Source organism: Amycolatopsis sp. VC5-11, assembly GCF_037034185.1.
Classification (GTDB): domain Bacteria; phylum Actinomycetota; class Actinomycetes; order Mycobacteriales; family Pseudonocardiaceae; genus Amycolatopsis; species Amycolatopsis nivea.
Window position 1 is genome coordinate 753,486 of sequence record NZ_JBAGKF010000001.1, and the last position, 19,110, is coordinate 772,595.

A 19,110-nucleotide genomic window follows, 5' to 3' on the forward strand; every position below is an offset into this window, starting at 1 on the left:
CAGTGAACGACGACCGCAGCCGCTCCTGGCCCGACCGGGATCCCGACCCGCGGCGTCAACCACCTCCGTCCCAGCCCGGACCGCCGCCGTGGGCGCGCGGCCCGCAGCGGCCCGCCGCCGGCCCGACCGGCCCGGCGGGTTCTCCGCCGCCGCCCGGCCGCCGTCCGCCGCCTCCCGGCCGCCGCCCGGTTCCGCCGCCGCAGCGCGAGCCGGAGCTGATGACCCACCGGATGATCGAGGACGATTACCGCGATCCGGGCTATCGCAACGACGGCTACCGGGACGCGGAGTACCGCGACGAGGGTCCGCTCGACCCGGACGACGGATATCCGGCGGAAGACCTGGACAAGAAGGGCCGCACGCCCGCGCAGCGCAAAAAGAGACGCTGGAAGATCATCCGGCGCTGTGCGTACGCGTTCGTCGGCATTTTCATCGTGATCCCGGCGATCGCCTTCGTGATCACCTACTTCATGGTCGACGTGCCCTCGCCGCAGAGCATCGCGCAGGGCCAGAACCAGGCCGTGACCTACCTCTACGCCGACGGCAGCCCGATGGGCAAGGACGTGCCTCCCGGCGGCAACCGGCAGATCCTGACCCCGGCGCAGATCCCGGACGTGGTGAAGCACGCGGTGATCGCGACCGAGGACTCGACGTTCGAGACCAACTCCGGCTTCGACGTCACCGGTCTGCTCCGCGCGGCGTTCAACCAGCTCACCGGCAAGGCGGGCGGCGGGTCCACGATCTCGCAGCAGTACATCAAGAAGGCCACCGACAACGACGCCCCGACGCTCACCCGTAAATGGACCGAGCTGGCGAAGTCCTTCAAGATGAACCAGACGTACGAGAAACAGGACATCATCACCGCGTACCTGAACATCATTTACTTCGGGCGCGGGGCGTACGGCATCGGCGCGGCGTCGCAGGCCTTCTTCCACAAGGATGTTTCCAAGCTGGACTATTCCGAGGCGGCGCTGCTCGCCGGGCTGATCCAGCAGCCGGGCCGTTCGGAGAACCCGAAGGTGGCCCAAGGCCGCTGGAACACCGCGCTCGACCGGATGCTCGAGAACAAGTACATCACCGCGCAGCAGCGGCAGTCGGCGAAGTTCCCGGACGTGATCCCGCTGGAGGAATCGAAGGACGACGCGAACGCGCCCTACAAATTCGTCGTCACCCAGGTGAAGGCCGAACTGGCGCAGCACGGCATCGACGACGACAAGTACTACTCGGGCGGCTACACGGTCCAGACCACCATCGACAAGCACGCCCAGGAGGTCGCGACCCAGACGGCGACCGACGCGCTGAAGGACCAGTCCGACGACCGGCTGCTCGATTCGCTGGTGGCGGTCGATCCGAAGACCGGCGGGGTGCTCGCGTACTACGGCGGGCCGGCGACCATCGAGGTGAACGGGAAGAAGCAGGGTGCTCGCGACTGGGCGAACACGCCGCAGAACCCCGGTTCGTCGATGAAGGCGTTCGACCTCACCGCGTTCCTGAAGATGGGCAAGGGCATCAACTCGACGTTCGACGGCAGCAACAACCGGGTCTTCGACGGCCGCGTCGTGCGCAACGCGGGTCCCAGCTCCAGTTGCTCCGGGCAGTGCACGGTCGCCGAGGCGATGAAACGGTCGGCGAACACGGTGTTCTACGACATGGTGCTGAACGAGACACATCCGGGCCCGGTCGGGCAGGCCGCACAGGAAGCGGGCGTCAAGACCAAGGACAACGGCGGCCAGTCGCTGATCTCCACCGCGGACGCCAACATCGCGCTCGGCGGCGGGAACACCCAGATCACGCCCGCGGACATGGCCAGCGCGTACGCGACGTTCGCGGCCAACGGCATCCAGCGCGACCGGCACTTCGTGCTGAAGGTGACCAACTCTCAGAAGGAGGTCGCCTATGAGGCGCAGCCGAGTGCGGGCAAGCCGGCGTTCGACAGCAGCGCGGACAAGGCCAAGCAGATCGCGGGCAACGTGACCATGGCGCTGGGTCCGGTGATCGACTTCTCGCACCTGAAGTGCCCGTCCGGCCACGAATGCGCCGGCAAGACCGGTACCCAGCAGCACACGAAGCGAGCGGGCGAACCGGCGTGGGCGGCGAACGCGAACGCGCAGACCTGGATGGTCGGCTACACGCCGTCGGTCTCGGTCGCGGCGTGGGTCGGTGCGGACGGCGACCAGGCGCTGCACGGTTCGGGCACGTCGCCGATTTACGGTTCGACGATCGCGGGTCCGATGTGGCAGAAGTTCCTCGACGGATACCTGAAGGGCAAGCCGGCGGAGAAGTTCGACCAGGTGCAGCTGATCGGCGCGCAGGCCCCGCCGCCGCAGGGGGACGAGAACGCGGGCGACGAGCATCCGCCGCAGCAGACCAACAGCAACCAGCCGGACCCGGGCGGCGACGGCAACGACCACGGCGGGCCGATCTCCGGCGGGCCCAGCCAGCCGCATTGGCCGAGCGGGCTCCCGCACTGGCCGTCCGGCAAGCCGACGTCGTCCCACAACCCGCCGACCGGCGGTCCGTCGACGGGCGAGGATCCGCCGCAGGAGTAAGGAAAAGGCCGTGGCCGCGACGGTGGGGGGAGGCCGTCGCGGCCACGGCCGTTCGGAGGGCGGCCTCAGCCGCCGAGTGTGATCACGCGTCCTTCGGCACCCGAGCGGTGCGCGGCTTCGATCACGCGCAAAGTCTCGACCGCGCTCGCCGGGTCCACCGGGAAGTCCGCCTCGCCGCGCAGCGCGTCCCGGACCTGGGCGTAAAACGCTTCGTAGCAACCGGTTTCGGTCGGCACCGCTTCGGTGTCGTCGTTCACTCCGAGCAGGCCGGCGTCGCTTTCCGGCTCCACGCCCCAGCCGTCGTCGCCGGGGCGGAGACCGGCTTTGATCTGCGGTTCCTGGACATCGAGGCCGTATTTCGTGAACGTCGCCTGATCGCCGAGCACGCGGAAACGCGGGTTGCGAGTGCCCGCGAGCGCGGACGACCACAGGTGCGACCGCACGCCGTTCGTGTGATGCAAAGCCACGAACACGTCGTCGTCCACCTGGACGCCGGGGCGGCGGCGATCCACCTCCGCGTACACCTGGGCGACCGGGCCGAACAACTGCAGCGCCTGGTCGACGATGTGCGCGCCGAGGTCGTAAAGCAGACCGCCCGCCTCGGCCGGGTCGCCGAACTCGCGCCAGTTGTCCTTGATCTTCGGCACCCAGCGGTCGTAGCGGGATTCGAAGCGGAAGACGGTGCCGAGGCGACCGGATTCGAGCACCTTGCCGACGGTCCGGAAATCCGAGTCCCAGCGACGGTTCTGGAAGACCGTGAGGCCGACGTTCTTGGCTTTCGCCGCGTCGACGACCTGCTGTGCTTCCGCCGCGGTCGGCGCGAACGGCTTGTCCACGACCACCGGAAGCCCGGCCTCGATCGCGCCGAGGGCGAGCGGCACGTGCGTGCGGTTCGGCGTGGTCACCACGACCAGGTCGAGATCACCCGCGCGGGCGAAAAGTTCGTCCGCATCCGGGACCACCTCGGCGCCCGGGTAGTCGGCGCGCGCCTGGGCGGCCCGGTCCGGGTTCCCGGTCACCAGCACGGCCGGGACCAGGCCGGGGGTCGCCGCGACCAGCGGCGCGTGGAAAACCCGGCCGCCGATCCCGTATCCGAGGATGCCGACCCGTGCGTCATCAGCCATGGCCCCTATTAAACAACACTGTTGCGTAATAGGCCACCCGTCCGCGATGATCGGCCGATGGCGGAAACCGGCGTCAACCTGCGCGGGCTGCGACGCCACAACCGCGCGCTGCTGCTCGGGCACATCCTGCGCGCGGGCGGGCTGAGCCGGGTCGAACTGGCGCAGCGGTCCGGGCTGACCCAGCAGGCCGTGTCGAAAATCGTGTCCGACCTGCTTCCGGAAGGACTGCTGGACGTCGAACGCGCACCCGCGGCCGGGGTCGGCAAACCGCGCACGATGCTGCGGCTGCGCGCGGAAGCCCGCTGCGCGCTCGGCGCACAACTCGACCGCGACGGCTTTCTCGTGCTGCGCACCGGCCTGACCGGCGAGGTCGAGGAGATCGTGGAGGGCCCGCTGCCAATCGGCTTTGGCCCCGAAGCCGCGGTGACCGCGATCGCGGACGGCGTCCGCAAACTGGTCACCGACATCGATCCGGCGCGCGTGCTCGGGCTCGGCGTCGGCGCGGTGGGACCGCTCGACCACCACGCGGGCCGCGTCCGCGACGCCACGAACATGCCCGGCTGGCACGACGTTCCGCTGCGCGATCTGCTCGCCGAACGCACCGGTCTGCAGGTCACGCTGGACAAAAACACCAACTCCGCCGCCTTCGCGCACGCTTGGCCGGAGGAGACCTCGGCGGCGACCGCAGTGGTCCTGGTCGGCACCGGAATCGGGGTGGGCCTGCTAATCGACGGACGCGTCTACCGGGGCCCGCGCACCAACGCTGGTGAGTTCGGCCACACCACCATCGCCTACGCCGGACCGCGCTGCGCCTGCGGACGTCGCGGCTGCGTCGAGGTCATGCACCGTGCCGCCGGAACTCCGCACGACGCCGCCCGACTGCTCGGCATCGGGCTCGCCGACCTGGTGCAGGTGCTCGATTTGGAACGGATCGTCCTGTTCGGACGGACGGTCCGCGGCGCGCCCGAGGTCTACCGCGAAACGGTCTCGCAACAGCTGCGCGATCTGCTGCCGGTGCCGCACTGGCAGCGCATCGACGTCGAATTGAGCGACCTCGACGAGGAGGCAGTAGCCCTCGGTGCCGCTTTCGAGGTGCTTGCCGGGTTTTACGAGGATCCGAAATGACCGGCACCCCACCCGCGGACCGATAGCATCCCGACGTGTCCCGCGTCTCCCAGCCCGCCGCCGCCGAAGAGCCGGATTCGGCTCCCCGCACGCTGACCCCGGCGGAGCGGATCGCCCCCAGCCGGCACGACCCGCTGGTGGCCGCGGCGACGAGACCCGTCGGCGGTCCGCTCGGCGAGCACGCGGCGGTCGGCAGGCAGTGGTTCTGGTCGCCGCAGCGCGTCGGGCTCGCGATGGCCGTGCTCGCGCTCGTGGTGTGCTGGTTCGGCAAAGCCTCGTGCATTCAGCAGTACAGCGACTCCAACGGCGTGCACCAGCTCGACTGGCGCTCCGGCCGTCCGTTCGTCGCGATGTGCTACTCCGACATCGTCCCGCTCTACAGCTCGGAAAAGCTCGACGACGCGCGCACCTTCCCCTACGTCACGTCGTGGCAGGAGGATTCGCAGACCGCGGAGAACCAGACCCGGTACATGGAATACCCGGTGGTCACCGGCCTGTTCCAGTGGATCAACGCGAAACTCGCGGCGGGCTGGACCTCGGTCGCGAACGCGGGCTGGCTGCCCGGCGCGCTGCCGGTGGCGATCTACTTCAACATCTCCGCGTTCTGGCTCGCGCTCGCCTGGCTGGTCACCGTGTGGGCCACCGGGCGGACGACGAAACGCAGGCCGTGGGACGCGGTGCTCGTCGCGATCTCGCCGCTGGTACTGGTCCATACCTTCACGAACTTCGACGCGCTCGCCACCGCGGCCACCGCCGCCGGGATCCTGGCGTGGTCGCGAAAACGCCCGGAGGTCGCCGGAGTCCTGTTCGGACTCGGCGTCGCCACCAAGCTGTATCCGCTGCTGCTGCTCGGCGTGCTGTTCCTGTTGTGCCTGCGCGCCGGGAAACTGCGCGCGTGGAGCCGGACCGCGGCGTTCACCGTGCTGGCCTGGCTGGTGGTGAACGTCCCGTTCATCGTGGCCGCGCCGCGCGGCTGGTGGGAGTTCTTCCGGCTCAACACGTTGCGCCCGATGGACCCGGATTCGCTCTACAACGTGGTCTCCTACGCCACCGGCTGGGCGGGCTTCGACGGCGTGCTCCAAAAAGGACAGTCGCCGACCGTGCTGAACATCGTGGTCGCGGTGCTGTTCCTGGCTTGCTGCGCGGGAATCGCGTACGTCGCGCTCACCGCGCCGCGCCGGCCTCGGTTCGGGCAGCTGGCTTTCCTTGTCGTGGCTGCGTTCCTGCTGACGAACAAGGTGTGGAGCCCGCAGTACTCGCTGTGGCTCGTCCCGCTGGCGGTGCTGGCGATCCCGCGCTGGCGGCCGCTGCTGGCGTGGATGGTCATCGACGCGGCGGTGTGGGCGCCCCGGATGTTCTATTACCTCGGCGTCGACCACAAAGGACTGCCCGCGGGCTGGTTCCTCGGCGGCGTGGTCATCCGCGACCTCGCCGTCGTCGGGCTGTGCGTGCTGGTGCTCCGCGAGATCTACCGGCCGCGCACCGACCTGGTCCGGCTCTCCGGCGACGACGACCCGGCGGGCGGCGTGCTGGAGCGAGCCCGCGACAAGGTCACCTTCGCGTCGTTCCGCCGCTCCCGCGCCGAGCAACCCGTCTCCTGAAGTCCGTGAAGGACTCCTCCCGGGAACCTGATTCCCTCAAGGAGTCCTTCACGGCCGCTCAGGCGAGTTGTTTGCGCAGGTACGCGATGTCGGCGGCCTGGCCTTCGCCCGGCGTTTCGACGACCACCGGCGCACCCGCCTGGCGCACGACCTCGGCGAGCAGCTCCGGTTCGATCGTGCCGTCGCCGTCGACCACCGACGCGTGCCGGTCGCGGTTGGAACCGTGCTCGTCCCGCGAGTTGTTGCAGTGCACCAGGTCGATCCGGCCGGTGATGGCCTTGACCTTCTCCACCGCGGTCGCGAGATCCCAGCCGGCCGCGTAGGCGTGGCAGGTGTCGAGGCAGAAGCCCGCGCCGAACTCGCCGACCTTGTCCCACAGCCGGGCGATCACGTCGAGTTCGCGGGTCATCGCGTTGTCGCCGCCCGCGGTGTTCTCGATCAGGATCGGCACCGCGAAGCCGCCCTTTTCCGCCTCGCGCTCGAAAAGCTTGCGCCAGTTGACCAAGCCCTCCTCGACGTCGTCGCCCGCGCCGACGTGCCCGCCGTGCACGATCAGGCCCTTCGCGCCGATCGCGGCGGCCCCGTCGGCGTGCTGGGTGACGTTCTTGCGGGACGGGATGCGGATCCGGTTGTTCTTGGACGCGACGTTGATCAGGTACGGCGCGTGGATGAACACCTCGACCGGGGAGGCCTTGATCTCCTCGCCGTGCGGATGCGGTTTCGGTGCCTTCCACCCCTGCGGGTCGGAGAGGAAGAACTGGACGACGTCGGCTTCTCGCTCGGCGACGGCGGCCAGCGGATCGTCGTCGCGGACATGGGCGCCAATCTGCATGCCCTGACGCTACTACCGGGCGAATCTCCCCCTTCGGCCCGAGTTGGTGACGCTCGTGGAGTACCGTGAGCGCGTTCCGTGATCCAGTCGGGGGAGGAAAGACATGCGGAAACGCGCTGGACGGACGATTTCGCTGGGAGTCGCGCTCGCGTCGGCGGTCCTGGCCTTTCCCGCCACCGCATCCGCGGACCCGAGCCCGACGGTGACCGGCGACTGCGAATCCACCCTGCAGAACGGCAAGGACGGCACCGGCCTCGCGCTCGACGCGGGCGCCCCGCTCAACGCGCCGAACCGGCTGACCGTCGGCCTCGATTCGAAGGCGAAGCAGACCGACGGCAACAACACGTTGCTCAACCTCCCGGTCGGCGACACCGTTCGCGCGCTGGGTGTCGGCGAGGCCCCCGTCGTTGGCGAGACGGCCGCGAAGGACACCTGCCCGTTCGTGCAGGCCGCGGGGAACGGCGTCGGCAACGCGACCCAGGGACTGGTCGGCGGACTTCCGGGAACCCCGCTTCCCAGCCCGCCGCCGAGCCCCAAGCCGCCGAACCCCACGCCGAACCCGCCGTCCCCGGCTCCCGGCCCCGGCGGCCCTGGCCAGCCCGCCCCCGGCGGCGACACGCTCGGCCCGGTGACGTCGGTCAGCGGCGACCTGTCCGGCCTCGACTCGGTGTCCGGCATCTTCACCGGGGCCGCGATGCTCCCGGCGAGTTTCGTGCAGGCCCCGATCGTCACCCAGGTCGTGCCCGGCCAGCTGCCGCAGGACCAGGTGCCGACCGTCGACGCGAAGAAGTCCGGCACCGCCGAGGCGCTGCCCGCGGCCAACCCGCCCGCCCGGTTGCCGCTGCTGATCGCGGTGCTCGCGCTCGCGCTGGTCGCCGCCGCGCTGGTGCGCGCGTGGCTGCGGCGCAAGCCCGCCTGACTCTTACCCTGAGTAGCGCCCGCTTCCACCCGAATGCCTGACCTCGGAGGGGAGGCGGGCGTTACTCGTCTTCGTTACCGTCGTTGTCCACAGCAAGGCAGGTACAACGGACGCGGCGAAAGGGTCGACGGCCATGCAGCAGCACCGGGCACGGAGGGCCACCGCGGTGGGCGCCGCCGCTTTCGTCCTGGCCGGCTCGGCCGCGCTCGCCGCACCAGGAACCGCGTCGGCGGACACTTTGACCGCACCATGCGGTTCCACCATCACCGCGAAGCCGGGCGACCACGTCCAGGCGACCACTCCGCTGCTCGGCATCCCGATCGACCTCGGCATCGTCGGCCAGGTCTCGGGCGTGCTCACCGGCACCGTCAACACAGTCCTCGGCACGGTCTGCAAGGTCACGGTGAACGTGGTCAACACCGTCGTCTCGCCGGTCCCGGTGATCGGCGCGCCCGCCGCGAGCGCCGTCAACGGCGCGGTCGCGGGCGGCACCGCCGCGGTGCAGCAGGGCGTCGCCGCCGTCGGCCAGGGCTTCACGGGCGGCCAGCCGGGCAAGCAGAACCCGGGCCCGAACCCGCAGCAACCGCCGTCGTCCGGCGGGAACAGCGGCAGCCCGCAGCAGGGCGGGTCGCCGGGCCAGCAGTCCCAGATGCCGGGCTCGACCAGCCCGGTGCTCGGCGATTACGGCGGAGCGGGCGGCGGGGCCGCGCCGTTCTCGGCCTTCCTGCCGAACTTCAGCGATTTGTCGTACGGCTACAACACCGGATACGCGCCGATGCGCGATTACAGCGGCATCCCGATGGCGATGGCCGGATTGTTCAGCCCGTCGCCGTCGCTGCGCTACGGCAGCCAAATCCCGGGTTACGCGCCGCAATACGGCATTTCCAACCCGGACGGCTCGAACGGCGGCGACCGCACCATCCAGAACGCGGGTAACGCGCAGGCATTGCCCGGCACCGGCGGCAACCACACGAACGGGTTGGACTGGCCAGTTCTGGTGGCAGTTTTGGCACTCTCCGGAGTCAGCGCGGGCCTGGTCCGCACCTGGGTGCTCCGCCGAATGGCCGCTGCAGGTTAGCCCGCCCCGCCCCACCACCACCCTCAGTCGAGCGGCTTCGCCGCACTGTTGTCACAGCGCCAGTATCTTTACCGGAGTCCATTCGTTGTTCCTGATGCGACGAACCATGCCCGCGGACCCCGGAGGATAGTGCTCGTGCGGAAAATCCCCACCTGGAAGCGAACCCGTCGAGCACTCACCGTCACCGCCCTCGCCGCCCTCTTCACCGGCGGCGCGTTCCTGGGCACCGGCACCGCGTCCGCGGCGACCACGCTCGCGAACCAGTGCAAGGGCTCGGTCACCGGCGGCATGGGCGATGCGGTCGTCGTGCCCGGTTCGGCGGTCAAGGAGATCGTCCGCCAGTCGGCCAAGGACCAGGTCAACTTCTGGCGCTTGGCCACCGTCTGGCCGGACGCGCTGGCGAACGACATCGCGAACAAGGGCAACCTGCAGGTCGGCGCGATCCCGAACGCCGCGGGCGGCACGATCAGCGGCGACGCGATCGGCCAGGTCGTCTCAGGCGCGCTGAAGAACGAGTGGGGTCTCGGCCTGCTGCCGGACACCAAGACCAAGGTGCTGAACGGGATCCGCAGCGGCGTCGCGTCCGCGTGCGGGCTCACGACGGTGGCGAACAACTACCAGGCGCCGTCGTCCTCGAGCTCGCCGTCGCACGGCGGCACCCAGTCGAACGGCAACGCGCCCGCGCAGAACGGCGGCGGCAACCCGCTCGGCGACTACCAGCCGGGTTCGACCGGGATCGCCCCGCCGCGCGACTACGGCAACATCCCGACCGCGACCCCGGGCAACCCGGGCGTGCTGGGCACCGCGATCGCGCCCGGCGCGCGGTACGGCTCGCTGCCCGGTTCGGGCGCGCTGCCGCAGCAGCCGTCGGCCGGACAGGACCCGCAGGGCCAGCAGGGCCCGGACATCCGCAACGCGGGCAACGCCGAGGCGCTGGCGAGCCAGGGCGGCGCCTCGGACGTCCAGCTGCCGATGCTGCTCGCGGTGATCGTGCTGGCCGGCGTCACCGCCGGGCTCGTCCGCACCTGGGTGCTGCGCCGCGTCAGCTGACCCGCCGCACCGGACTGTCGGACCCGCCGGGTACGCTTACCTGGACAAACCCTCCTGTCACGGATCCGCCGTGACCGCGAGCCCATAGGAGGTGAGTGGTTATGTCACGCCATTACGAGGTAATGGTCATCCTGGACCCGACGCTCGACGAGCGTACGGTCGCGCCCACGCTGGACAACTTCCTCAACGTGATCCGTACTTCGGGCGGAAGCGTCGAGAAGGTCGACGTGTGGGGCCGCCGTCGCTTGGCGTACGAGATCAAGAAGAACGCCGAGGGCATCTACGCGCTGCTGGACCTGAACTCGACGGCCGAGGCCGTCAAGGAACTGGACCGCCAGCTGTCGCTGCAGGAAACCGTGCTGCGCACCAAGGTCATGCGCCGCGAGGTCAAGGCCGCGGCCAAGCCCGCGCCCGCCAAGGCCTGATCCGAGCCCGATCCGAAGGGACGCCATCCGTGGCTGGAGACACCGTCATCACCGTGGTCGGGAACCTGACGTCCGACCCGGAGCTGCGCTTCACCCCGTCCGGTGCGGCGGTCGCGAACTTCACCGTCGCGTCCACCCCGCGCACCCTCGACCGCCAGAGCGGCGAGTGGAAGGACGGCGAGGCGCTGTTCCTGCGCTGCAACATCTGGCGGCAGGCGGCGGAGAACGTCGCCGAGTCGCTCACGCGGGGCGCCCGCGTGGTGGTGCAGGGGCGGCTGAAGCAGCGGTCTTTCGAGACCAAGGAAGGCGAGAAGCGCACCGTCGTAGAGCTCGAGGTCGACGAGATCGGCCCCTCGCTGCGCTACGCGACGGCGAAGGTCAACAAGGTCAGCCGCGGCGGCGGCGGTGGTGACTTCGGCGGCGGAGGCGGCGGCTTCAACGGAGGCGGCGGCAATCGCGGCGGCGGCGGCAACAGCGCGCCCGCCGACGACCCGTGGGGCTCGGCCCCGCCCGCCGGCGGTGGCGGCGGAGGCTTCTCCGACGAACCCCCGTTCTGATCTCATCTCTTTCTAGAATTCCAGGAGTACAACAGTGGCCAAGCCACCCATTCGCAAGCCCAAGAAGAAGGTCTGCGTGTTCTGCAAGGCCGAGAAGAAGGGCCGCCCGGAAACGATCGACTACAAGGACACCAACCTGCTGCGGAAGTACATTTCCGACCGCGGCAAGATCCGTGCCCGTCGCGTCACCGGCAACTGCAGCCAGCACCAGCGCGACATCGCCATCGCGGTGAAGAACTCGCGCGAGATGGCTCTGCTGCCCTACACGTCCACCGCGCGCTGAGGGGAGCACTAGTCATGGCGAAGATCATTCTCACCACGGACGTGGCGAACCTCGGCGGCCCCGGCGACATCGTCGAGGTCAAGGACGGCTACGCCCGCAACTACCTGCTGCCGCGCGGTTACGCGATCGTGGCCAGCAAGGGCGCGGAGAAGAACGTGCGCACGATCCAGCGCGCACAGGAATCCCGCCGCATCCGCGACCTCGACCACGCCAAGGAAATCAAGGCGACCCTCGAGGGCCTCGGCGCGATCCAGCTGACCGGCAAGGCCGCAGCTGGCTCGAAGAAGCTCTTCGGCTCGATCACCGCCGGCGAGATCGTCGACGCGATCAAGGCCCAGGGCGGCCCGCTGCTCGACAAGCGCGTCCTCGACCTGCGCGACCACATCAAGACGGTCGGCAAGCACTCGGTCAACGCCCGCCTGCACCCGAACGTCAAGGTGGACCTCCGCCTCGAGGTCAAGGCTGTGGCCGCGAACTGACGGCTTTTCTGTGAAGCCGCCCCTGGGAGATCCTCCCGGGGGCGGTTTCGTTTTCACCCTCGGCGGCCGCCCGGCGACCGCGAAACCACCGCAGGTCCCCAGCTCAGAAGCCCTCCGGCGAACTTGCCAACAGCGAGCGGGAACCAACTCGCGTGCGTTAACATCCAAGATGCTGATCTCGCCGGGGAAGAGCGAGGCATGGGTTATAAGGGGGCTAGCGAGATGCCTGAAGGAACTCCCGCATCCGGCGCGAACACGGGGGTTCAGGTGCCCCCTGTCCCGCCGATCATGGTGGGCAGCTACGGCAAGGCCGGCGGCTACAAGTTCACCGAGGACGAGGTCGACTCAGTCATCAAGCAGTGGCAAGACCTGCTCACCGACCTGACCAAGGACCGCAGCTACGCCATCACCGTCGCGGAGGTGAACCCGCCTGCTGACGAAGTGGCCAGCCACACCTTCGTCAACCAGGGTGCCAACCCTTCGGGGAAGAGCCTCTTGGACGAGCACGAGAAAATGGTCAAGTACACCCTGAACTTCATCGACGCGCTCACTGCGGCGAAGAAGAAGATCACCGTTGCCGAGCTGCACAATGCCGAAGACATGAAGAAGCAGACACAGAGTGGGCTCTGATCACCACATGCCAAAACACATCGCGCGGCTCGCCGCCGGCACTGTCGTCGCCCTCAGCTTGCTGACTGCCTGCAGCGGCGGGACCGGCGGCACTGCTGAACCTCCCGCGTCCGGTACCCCCGGCTCGACGAGTTCCGACAACTCGTCGAACAACGGCGTACCGAAAGTCCCGGCACCGCTTCCGACTGAGAAGCTGCTCGCCGATCCGTGCTCGGCTCTCAGCGACAGCGACGTCCAAGCGCTCGGCCTCGCCTCGCCCGGGAAGGCCAACGACAACACGCCGCGCGGGTGCGACTGGCAATCTTCGGATCCGGAGCTCAGCTCGAACGGGATCGTCATCTCGCCGCTCCCGCAAAACAAGAACGGCCTAGCCGACACCTACTCGATGAAGTCGAGCCAGGCGTACTTCGAGCCGACCCAGATCGCTGGTTACCCCGCAGTTTTCGCTTCTGCGCAAGACTCGCGCAAGTCTGGCGCGTGCGCGCTTGTCGTCGGCGTCACCGATCAGCTCACCGTCGCCATCGTCGATGGAATTAACAAGGGCAAGAACCACGACAACCCGTGCGAGCCGCTGACCAAGATCGGCACCGCGATGATCAACCACCTCAAGACAGAGTCTTGATCGCTACACGGCTGTAGCAGGCCCGGAAGGAAGATTCTCATTATGGGGAATGAGGACAACAGCACAGGCAACACGCTGAAGAACACTGCCAAGGGTGCGGCCATCGGAGCCACCTACGGCGCCGTGCTCGGGCCTGAGGGAGCAGTCGTCGGAGGCGTGGTTGGCGGCCTGGTCGGTGCGGCAACCAGCATCTTCAGCGGCGGACCGCACGCCGAACATGCCCAAGCGAACGTCGGTGGCGGGTCAATCGACGCGTACACGATCTACGACAAGATCAGCAAGGGCAATACCAGCTCGCTCGACGGGGGCAGGAGCGCAGCCGACACGCTCAAGCAGCGGCACTCCGCTCGCTCTCAGCAGATCGATGCGCTGAACAACAAGATGAGCAGCGCTTGGCAGGGCAGCAGCGCGGGCGCGGCCCAGTCGGGCGCGAATGCGCTGAAGATCTGGCACGACGACTCCGCCAACAATCTTGGCAAGAGCCAGACCTTCATGACCAACCAGGTCGACGCGTTCCACGACGTGCACGGCAAGGTCCAGGAACTGCCCAAAGACCCGCCTGAAATGAAGTGGTACGACCACCAGCCGTTCAGCGACAAAGACGACGAGATCGACAAGTACAACCAGAACAGCCAGACGAACGTCCAGGCCTACACCGCGTACTACGGCTCGAGTTCCCAGAACGCCGGCGGGATGCCGCAGTACAACGTCTGGCAGGGCAACAACATTTCCGACGGCAACACCGACCCCGGCAAGTACGGCGGCGGTCCGGGCACCGGTCCCGGTGGCAGCGGCGGATTCAGCGGCGGCCCGGGCGGTGTCGGCGGCGGCGGCTTCACCCCGCCGAAAACGAACCCGCCGAAGTTCACCCCGCCGGGCGGTGGCGGCGGCAACTACAAGCCGCCGAAGGTTGATCCGCCCAAGTTCACCCCGCCGGGTGGTCCCGGCGGGCCCGGCCAATTCACCCCGCCTGGCGACGGCACGACGACCTCGGGCTGGACGCCGCCGACGACTGACCCGGCGAAGTTCGACCCGAGCACCTTCGGCCCGACCGGCGGCGGCAGCGGGTACGGCGGTGGAAGCGGCGGCGGCAGCGGTGCCGGTGGCGCTTTCGGACCCGGCGGATTCGGCGGTGCGGGCTTCGGGCCCGGCGGCAGCGGTTCCGGTGCGGCGGCAGGCGGCGCCGGTGCAGGCGCTGGCGGCGCAGGTGCCATGGGCGGCATGCGTGGCGCAGGCGCAGCGGGCAAGGCCGGTGCGGCAGGCATGGGCGGTATGGGCGGCGGAGCCAAGGGCGGCAAGGGCCAGGAGGACGAGGAGCACCAGACCAAGTACCTGCTGGAAGAAGACGGCAACGACATCTTCGGTTCCGACCAGATGACCGTTCCGCCGGTCATCGGTGAATGAGGCTTGGCGACGTGATCACCCTCGACCGGCCCGTGACCTTCACCGCCTACACGTTGTGCAACCTGATCCGGCGGCGAGGCGCGGAGCCGCACAAGGTCATCGGCGAGACTGCCGCGTTCTACGTGCCCGAGGACCAGCGCAAGCTGGACGAGCAGGTCAATGCGGGCCTGCAGCAGGCAGGATTGATGGGACCGCGGGGGATCGACCGCGATCTGCTCGCGCTGATCGACTCCATCTCGCGGCCGCATTTGGAGTACTACGGCTGGTTTGACGGTCAGTTCGAAGACGGCAGCCCGGCCAACTTCTCCGCGCTGGTGGGCAGCGGCAACGGCGGCGGATTCGGCCTGGTCCGGGTCGGCCGCCAGCCGACGCTCGCTGTCACCCGGCAACGGCCGGAACTGCTCCTCGAGACCTTCCTGGACATCGTTCCGGCCGCCCGAACGCCTCCTGGGCAAGCCCTGCTCGTCGACCGCAAGGAATTCGAGACCGGGCGAGCCAATGACTCCGGCGAGCCGCGGAGTTCGATCATGGTCGGCGACCAGGGCCGGAAGCACCAAGCATCGCCGCTGAAGGAGATTCAGCGGATCATGCAGGCGCCGCGGACCGGCAACGGCACGTTGTACGTCGCTGCCCGGACGGCAAACGGCGCACGCAAGCGAATCCCCAAGCCGATCAACTTCGTGGACATCGACGAAGGGCGCTGGCTGATGGAGGAGCGGCCGGGCCGCGAATCCATCGTGGTGTACACGCCGTGGTCCAGGCAGACCGTCTCCGAACGGCTCCGCCAGGCCCAAAGCGCCTTAGGCTGAGCACCCGAGCGTTACTCCGGGTGGGGTTCCCGGCACGGCACCGTGCGGTGTCTGGCCGGTGAACCTCACCCGGTTTCGCGTTTGCACGCGGTTAACCTGCACTTTTGCCGGATCGCTTACTGTGCGCAGCCATCGGCTGGGCCGCGTGGGGAATTCTCCTTCGTTCAGCCTATCGAGGCAGTGATCTACCGTGCGTAGCAACCATCCACAGGGCGGTGGACCAACGCGGGGGCGACACGCCGAAGAACCAGTTCGGCACGACACGCCGGACGAGTTTTCGCGAAGTTCTCCACAGTCTCTGCACAGGCCTTGACCTGCGGGTTCAGTGAAGCCGATCTGCACTGTCCCCACTTTGTCCACAGGCTCGCGGGTACCTGTGATTCGTTGCCCCCAGTCATCCACAGGTTGTCCACAGCACGGTCAACAACCGGAATTGCGCTCGTCCTTCCGGGGGATCTAGCGTGCGTTCGCGCCCGGTACTCCCGGTGGCTCCGCGTGGCGGTCACCGGTGCGGGGAACCGTCCGGTCCATCATCGAAGGGGGCCAGACGGGCGGGTGGGAAAGCCGGGCCGATTCCGGCATACTCGAACAGGTGTTCGCCTGGGCTGACCGTCACGGGCGGCGGCGGGCGGATGCGGTTCGGCACAGGACAGGCGCACGCGAGACGACGGGGACGGCCGGTACGACGGCTGGGCGAGGGGAGGTGTCCGGGCAGTGGCGGTGACCGATGACCGCGGTCCGGCGTACGCGGAGTCCGATCCGGGTCCGAGCGACCCCGGCCCCGGCGGGTTCGACCGCCAGCCGCCGCAGGACATCGCGGCGGAGCAGTCGGTGCTCGGCGGCATGCTGCTGTCGAAGGACGCGGTCGCCGACGTCATCGAGGCGCTCGGACCCGGCGATTTCTACCGGCCCGCGCACCAGGCCGTCTACGACTGCATCCTCGACCTCTACGGACGCGGCGAACCGGCCGACCCGATCACCGTGGCGGCCGAACTCGAGCGGCGCGGCGAACTCGGCCGCGTCGGCGGCGCGCCGTACCTGCACACCCTCATCGCGACCGTGCCCACCGCGGCCAACGCGGGCTACTACGCCGAGATCGTGTCCGAGAAGGCGGTGCTGCGCCGTCTCGTGGAAGCGGGCACGCGCATCGTGCAATACGGCTACGGCGCGGCCGCGGCGGACGGCGCGAACATCGACGAGGTCGTCGACCGCGCGCAGGCCGCGATCTACGACGTCACCGAGCGCCGCACGAGCGAGGACTACGTCGCGCTGGAGGACCTGCTCCAGCCGACCATGGACGAGATCGACGCGATCGCCTCGCGCGGCGGCCAGTCCCAGGGCATCCCGACCGGGTTCGCCGACTTCGACGAGCTGACCAACGGCCTGCACCCCGGCCAGATGATCATCGTCGCGGCCCGTCCCGGTGTCGGCAAGTCGACTCTCGGCCTGGACTTCGTCCGTTCCGCCTCCATCAAACACGGCCTGACCAGCGTCATCTTCTCGCTGGAAATGAGCCGGACCGAGATCGTGATGCGCATGCTGTCGGCCGAGGCGAAAATCCGCCTCGCCGACATGCGCGGCGGCAAGATGTCCGACGACGACTGGACGCGGCTGGCCCGGCGGATGAGCGAGGTGTCCGAAGCCCCGCTGTTCGTCGACGACTCGCCGAACATGACGATGATGGAGATCCGCGCGAAGGCCCGCCGGCTCAAGCAGCGGCACGACCTCAAGCTCGTGGTCGTCGACTATCTGCAGCTGATGACCTCCGGCAAGCGCGTCGAATCGCGGCAGCAGGAAGTCTCGGAATTCTCCCGTCAGCTCAAGCTGCTGGCGAAGGAGATCGAGGTGCCGGTGATCGCGATCTCCCAGCTGAACCGTGGTCCGGAACAGCGCACCGACAAGAAGCCGATGCTGTCGGACCTGCGTGAATCCGGCTCACTGGAGCAGGACGCGGACATCGTCATCCTGATCAACCGCCCGGACGCTTGGGAACGCGACGACCCGCGCGCCGGCGAGGCCGACCTGATCCTGGCGAAGCACCGTGCCGGTCCGACGAGCACGATCGTGGTCGCGCACCAGCTGCACTACAGCCGCTTCGCCGACCTGGCCCACGACTGACCCGAACCGGGCCTGCCGGTCGATCAGGAGCGGCCGCCGGGAGCCCAGTCGTGTACCTCGATCGCGGCGTAGTGCTCCGCGGTGAGGAGTGCGCGGGCCGTGGCGGCATCGGTGGCTTGTACCAGGGCTGCCGTGCCGAGCCAGGCGGTGCCGTCGTCGGACCACAGGGGGCCGTAGGCGATCAGGGACTCCGTGGTGGACGGTTCGAGGTCGACGGCGGGGCCGGAACCCAAGCCGAGCACCAAATACAGGTTCGCCGCCTCCGGATCGCCGGGGAATTCCCACATCGTGCGGCCAAGAGCGTTGTCCCAGCGGCGGATCAGGACGTCCCGATAGGCGCCGGCCTGGTAATTCGGTTCCGCGAAAGCGAATTCGCGGACCGCGGCGGCGTCCGGGAGCTCGACGATGTGCACGCTTCCGGTCGGCACTTCGCCGTCCAGGGTCGGGCCGCGGGCGATCAGTTCGGCGGCGAAACCGTCCATATAGGACCAATGCGCTTCGACCAGCTCGGCTCGCAACGCGGCGGAGCCTGGGCGGTCCCGGTGGTAGCAGAAGAACTTCACCGGTCGAGTCTGGCGCACGGAGGCGGCCGCCGAGGACGAATTCGCCAAGTCCGCGAACCAGGCGTACCGTAGTAGTTGAAGTTTCAAACACTTGGAGGCAGTCATGGCGACCCGCACCCCGGTCCTGTACCTGAGCCACGGTGCGCCGCCGCTCGCTGACGACGCGACGTGGACCCGCCAGCTCGCGGCATGGTCCGCTGACCTGGCGAAACCTCGCGCGATCCTGGTCGTTTCGGCGCACTGGGAAGAGGCGCCGCTGACGCTCGGGGCCACCACGACGGTCCCGCTCGTCTACGACTTCTGGGGCTTCCCCGAGCACTACTACCAGGTCAAATACGCCGCGCCGGGTGCGCCGGAGCTGGCCGCGCGGGTGCGCAAGCTGCTGCATTCGACTGCGACCCCGGTGCACGACGCCCCGGACCGCGGCCTCGACCACGGCGCGTACGTCCCGCTCGTGGAGATGTTCCCCGATGCCGACGTCCCGGTGCTGCAGATCTCCATGCCCTCGCTCGACCCTCAGGCGCTCTACGACCTCGGCCGCAAGCTCGCGCCGCTGCGCGACGAGGGCGTGCTGATCATCGGCAGCGGATTCTTCACCCACAACCTCCGCGCGATGCGGGAGGTCGACGGCACTAACGGAACCCCGCCGGGATGGTCCGCGGAATTCGACCACTGGGGCGACGAAATGCTGCGCGCCCGCGACCTCGACGCGTTGCTCGACTTCCAGCACAAGGCCCCCGCCGCCACGATGGCGCACCCGCGGATCGAGCACTTCGCGCCGCTGTTCGTCTCGCTCGGCGCCAGCTCGGCCGAAGGCGAGGGCCGCACGGTGATCGACGGTTTCTGGCACGGACTGGCGAAGCGGTCGCTCGAATTCTCCTGACCCAGCACAAAAAACGGGCCCGGAAGCACGTGGCTTCCGGGCCCGCCCGGGTTATCCCC

Annotated in this window: 19 protein-coding genes; 16 read left to right on the plus strand and 3 right to left on the minus strand. The window is 68.9% G+C overall.

All coding sequences use genetic code 11. The features are described from left to right. Nucleotides 1-218 precede the first annotated feature (218 nt). Nucleotides 219-2,549: a transglycosylase domain-containing protein gene (locus tag WA670_RS03780; RefSeq protein WP_442893074.1), complete on the plus strand. Its 2,331-nt coding sequence runs from the start codon at nt 219-221 to the stop codon at nt 2,547-2,549. Between the two features lie 65 nt (nt 2,550-2,614). Here the strand turns inward: WA670_RS03780 and WA670_RS03785 are convergent, their stop codons facing one another. Continuing rightward, nucleotides 2,615-3,673: a Gfo/Idh/MocA family oxidoreductase gene (locus tag WA670_RS03785; protein WP_336156925.1), complete on the minus strand. Its 1,059-nt coding sequence runs from the start codon at nt 3,671-3,673 to the stop codon at nt 2,615-2,617. Nucleotides 3,674-3,730: 57 nt separating this feature from the next. On the opposite strand from WA670_RS03785, the gene WA670_RS03790 reads away from it, so the two are divergent. Both WA670_RS03790 and WA670_RS03795 read left to right on the plus strand, forming a co-directional pair. Next, complete coding sequence (locus tag WA670_RS03790) at nt 3,731-4,798, plus strand: ROK family transcriptional regulator (RefSeq protein ID WP_336156926.1); 1,068 nt, start codon at nt 3,731-3,733, stop codon at nt 4,796-4,798. Nucleotides 4,799-4,833: 35 nt separating this feature from the next. After that, a complete protein-coding gene (locus tag WA670_RS03795) occupies nt 4,834-6,399 on the plus strand; it encodes a glycosyltransferase family 87 protein (protein ID WP_037809069.1) in 1,566 nt (521 codons plus the stop codon). Between the two features lie 58 nt (nt 6,400-6,457). On the opposite strand, the gene WA670_RS03800 is transcribed toward WA670_RS03795, so the two are convergent. Then, the gene (locus WA670_RS03800) at nt 6,458-7,231 is read right to left on the minus strand and encodes a deoxyribonuclease IV (RefSeq protein ID WP_037809070.1); all 774 of its coding nucleotides are present in this window, start codon (nt 7,229-7,231) and stop codon (nt 6,458-6,460) included. A gap of 103 nt (nt 7,232-7,334) precedes the next feature. Between WA670_RS03800 and WA670_RS03805 the strand changes: the two genes are divergently transcribed. The 12 genes from WA670_RS03805 to dnaB all read left to right on the plus strand — a co-directional run bounded on the left by WA670_RS03805 (nt 7,335) and on the right by dnaB (nt 17,605). Further along, nucleotides 7,335-8,150, plus strand: a complete 816-nt coding sequence (locus WA670_RS03805) for a hypothetical protein (protein ID WP_336156927.1) — start codon at nt 7,335-7,337, stop codon at nt 8,148-8,150. 166 nt (nt 8,151-8,316) lie between these two features. Next, the gene (locus tag WA670_RS03810) at nt 8,317-9,228 is read left to right on the plus strand and encodes a hypothetical protein (protein ID WP_336156928.1); all 912 of its coding nucleotides are present in this window, start codon (nt 8,317-8,319) and stop codon (nt 9,226-9,228) included. A 129-nt stretch (nt 9,229-9,357) separates the two neighbouring features. After that, nucleotides 9,358-10,278 (plus strand): hypothetical protein, encoded by a 921-nt coding sequence (locus WA670_RS03815; protein ID WP_336156929.1) that lies wholly within the window; start codon nt 9,358-9,360, stop codon nt 10,276-10,278. A 101-nt stretch (nt 10,279-10,379) separates the two neighbouring features. Next, nucleotides 10,380-10,703 carry a 30S ribosomal protein S6 gene (rpsF, locus tag WA670_RS03820; RefSeq protein WP_093572314.1) on the plus strand — a complete coding sequence of 108 codons (324 nt, stop codon included), beginning with the start codon at nt 10,380-10,382 and terminating at the stop codon, nt 10,701-10,703. A gap of 29 nt (nt 10,704-10,732) precedes the next feature. Beyond that, entirely contained in the window at nt 10,733-11,260 is a 528-nt protein-coding gene (locus tag WA670_RS03825; RefSeq protein ID WP_336156930.1) for a single-stranded DNA-binding protein, read from the plus strand. 34 nt (nt 11,261-11,294) lie between these two features. Beyond that, complete coding sequence (rpsR, locus tag WA670_RS03830) at nt 11,295-11,543, plus strand: 30S ribosomal protein S18 (protein WP_009085242.1); 249 nt, start codon at nt 11,295-11,297, stop codon at nt 11,541-11,543. A 14-nt stretch (nt 11,544-11,557) separates the two neighbouring features. Beyond that, a complete protein-coding gene (gene rplI, locus WA670_RS03835; RefSeq protein WP_009085244.1) occupies nt 11,558-12,022 on the plus strand; it encodes a 50S ribosomal protein L9 in 465 nt (154 codons plus the stop codon). Between the two features lie 267 nt (nt 12,023-12,289). Continuing rightward, nucleotides 12,290-12,652, plus strand: coding sequence for a hypothetical protein (locus WA670_RS03840; protein ID WP_240691535.1), 363 nt, complete (start codon nt 12,290-12,292; stop codon nt 12,650-12,652). 7 nt (nt 12,653-12,659) lie between these two features. Beyond that, nucleotides 12,660-13,274, plus strand: a complete 615-nt coding sequence (locus WA670_RS03845; protein ID WP_336156931.1) for a DUF3558 domain-containing protein — start codon at nt 12,660-12,662, stop codon at nt 13,272-13,274. Between the two features lie 42 nt (nt 13,275-13,316). Next, nucleotides 13,317-14,678: a hypothetical protein gene (locus tag WA670_RS03850; protein ID WP_336156932.1), complete on the plus strand. Its 1,362-nt coding sequence runs from the start codon at nt 13,317-13,319 to the stop codon at nt 14,676-14,678. A gap of 11 nt (nt 14,679-14,689) precedes the next feature. Continuing rightward, the gene (locus tag WA670_RS03855) at nt 14,690-15,487 is read left to right on the plus strand and encodes an ESX secretion-associated protein EspG (RefSeq protein WP_240691536.1); all 798 of its coding nucleotides are present in this window, start codon (nt 14,690-14,692) and stop codon (nt 15,485-15,487) included. A gap of 714 nt (nt 15,488-16,201) precedes the next feature. Continuing rightward, nucleotides 16,202-17,605, plus strand: coding sequence for a replicative DNA helicase (gene dnaB / locus WA670_RS03860; protein ID WP_037809085.1), 1,404 nt, complete (start codon nt 16,202-16,204; stop codon nt 17,603-17,605). A 23-nt stretch (nt 17,606-17,628) separates the two neighbouring features. Here the strand turns inward: dnaB and WA670_RS03865 are convergent, their stop codons facing one another. Beyond that, nucleotides 17,629-18,168, minus strand: coding sequence for a YciI family protein (locus WA670_RS03865; protein ID WP_336156933.1), 540 nt, complete (start codon nt 18,166-18,168; stop codon nt 17,629-17,631). A 103-nt stretch (nt 18,169-18,271) separates the two neighbouring features. Between WA670_RS03865 and WA670_RS03870 the strand changes: the two genes are divergently transcribed. Further along, nucleotides 18,272-19,051: a dioxygenase family protein gene (locus tag WA670_RS03870; protein WP_336156934.1), complete on the plus strand. Its 780-nt coding sequence runs from the start codon at nt 18,272-18,274 to the stop codon at nt 19,049-19,051. Nucleotides 19,052-19,110: the final 59 nt, after the last annotated feature.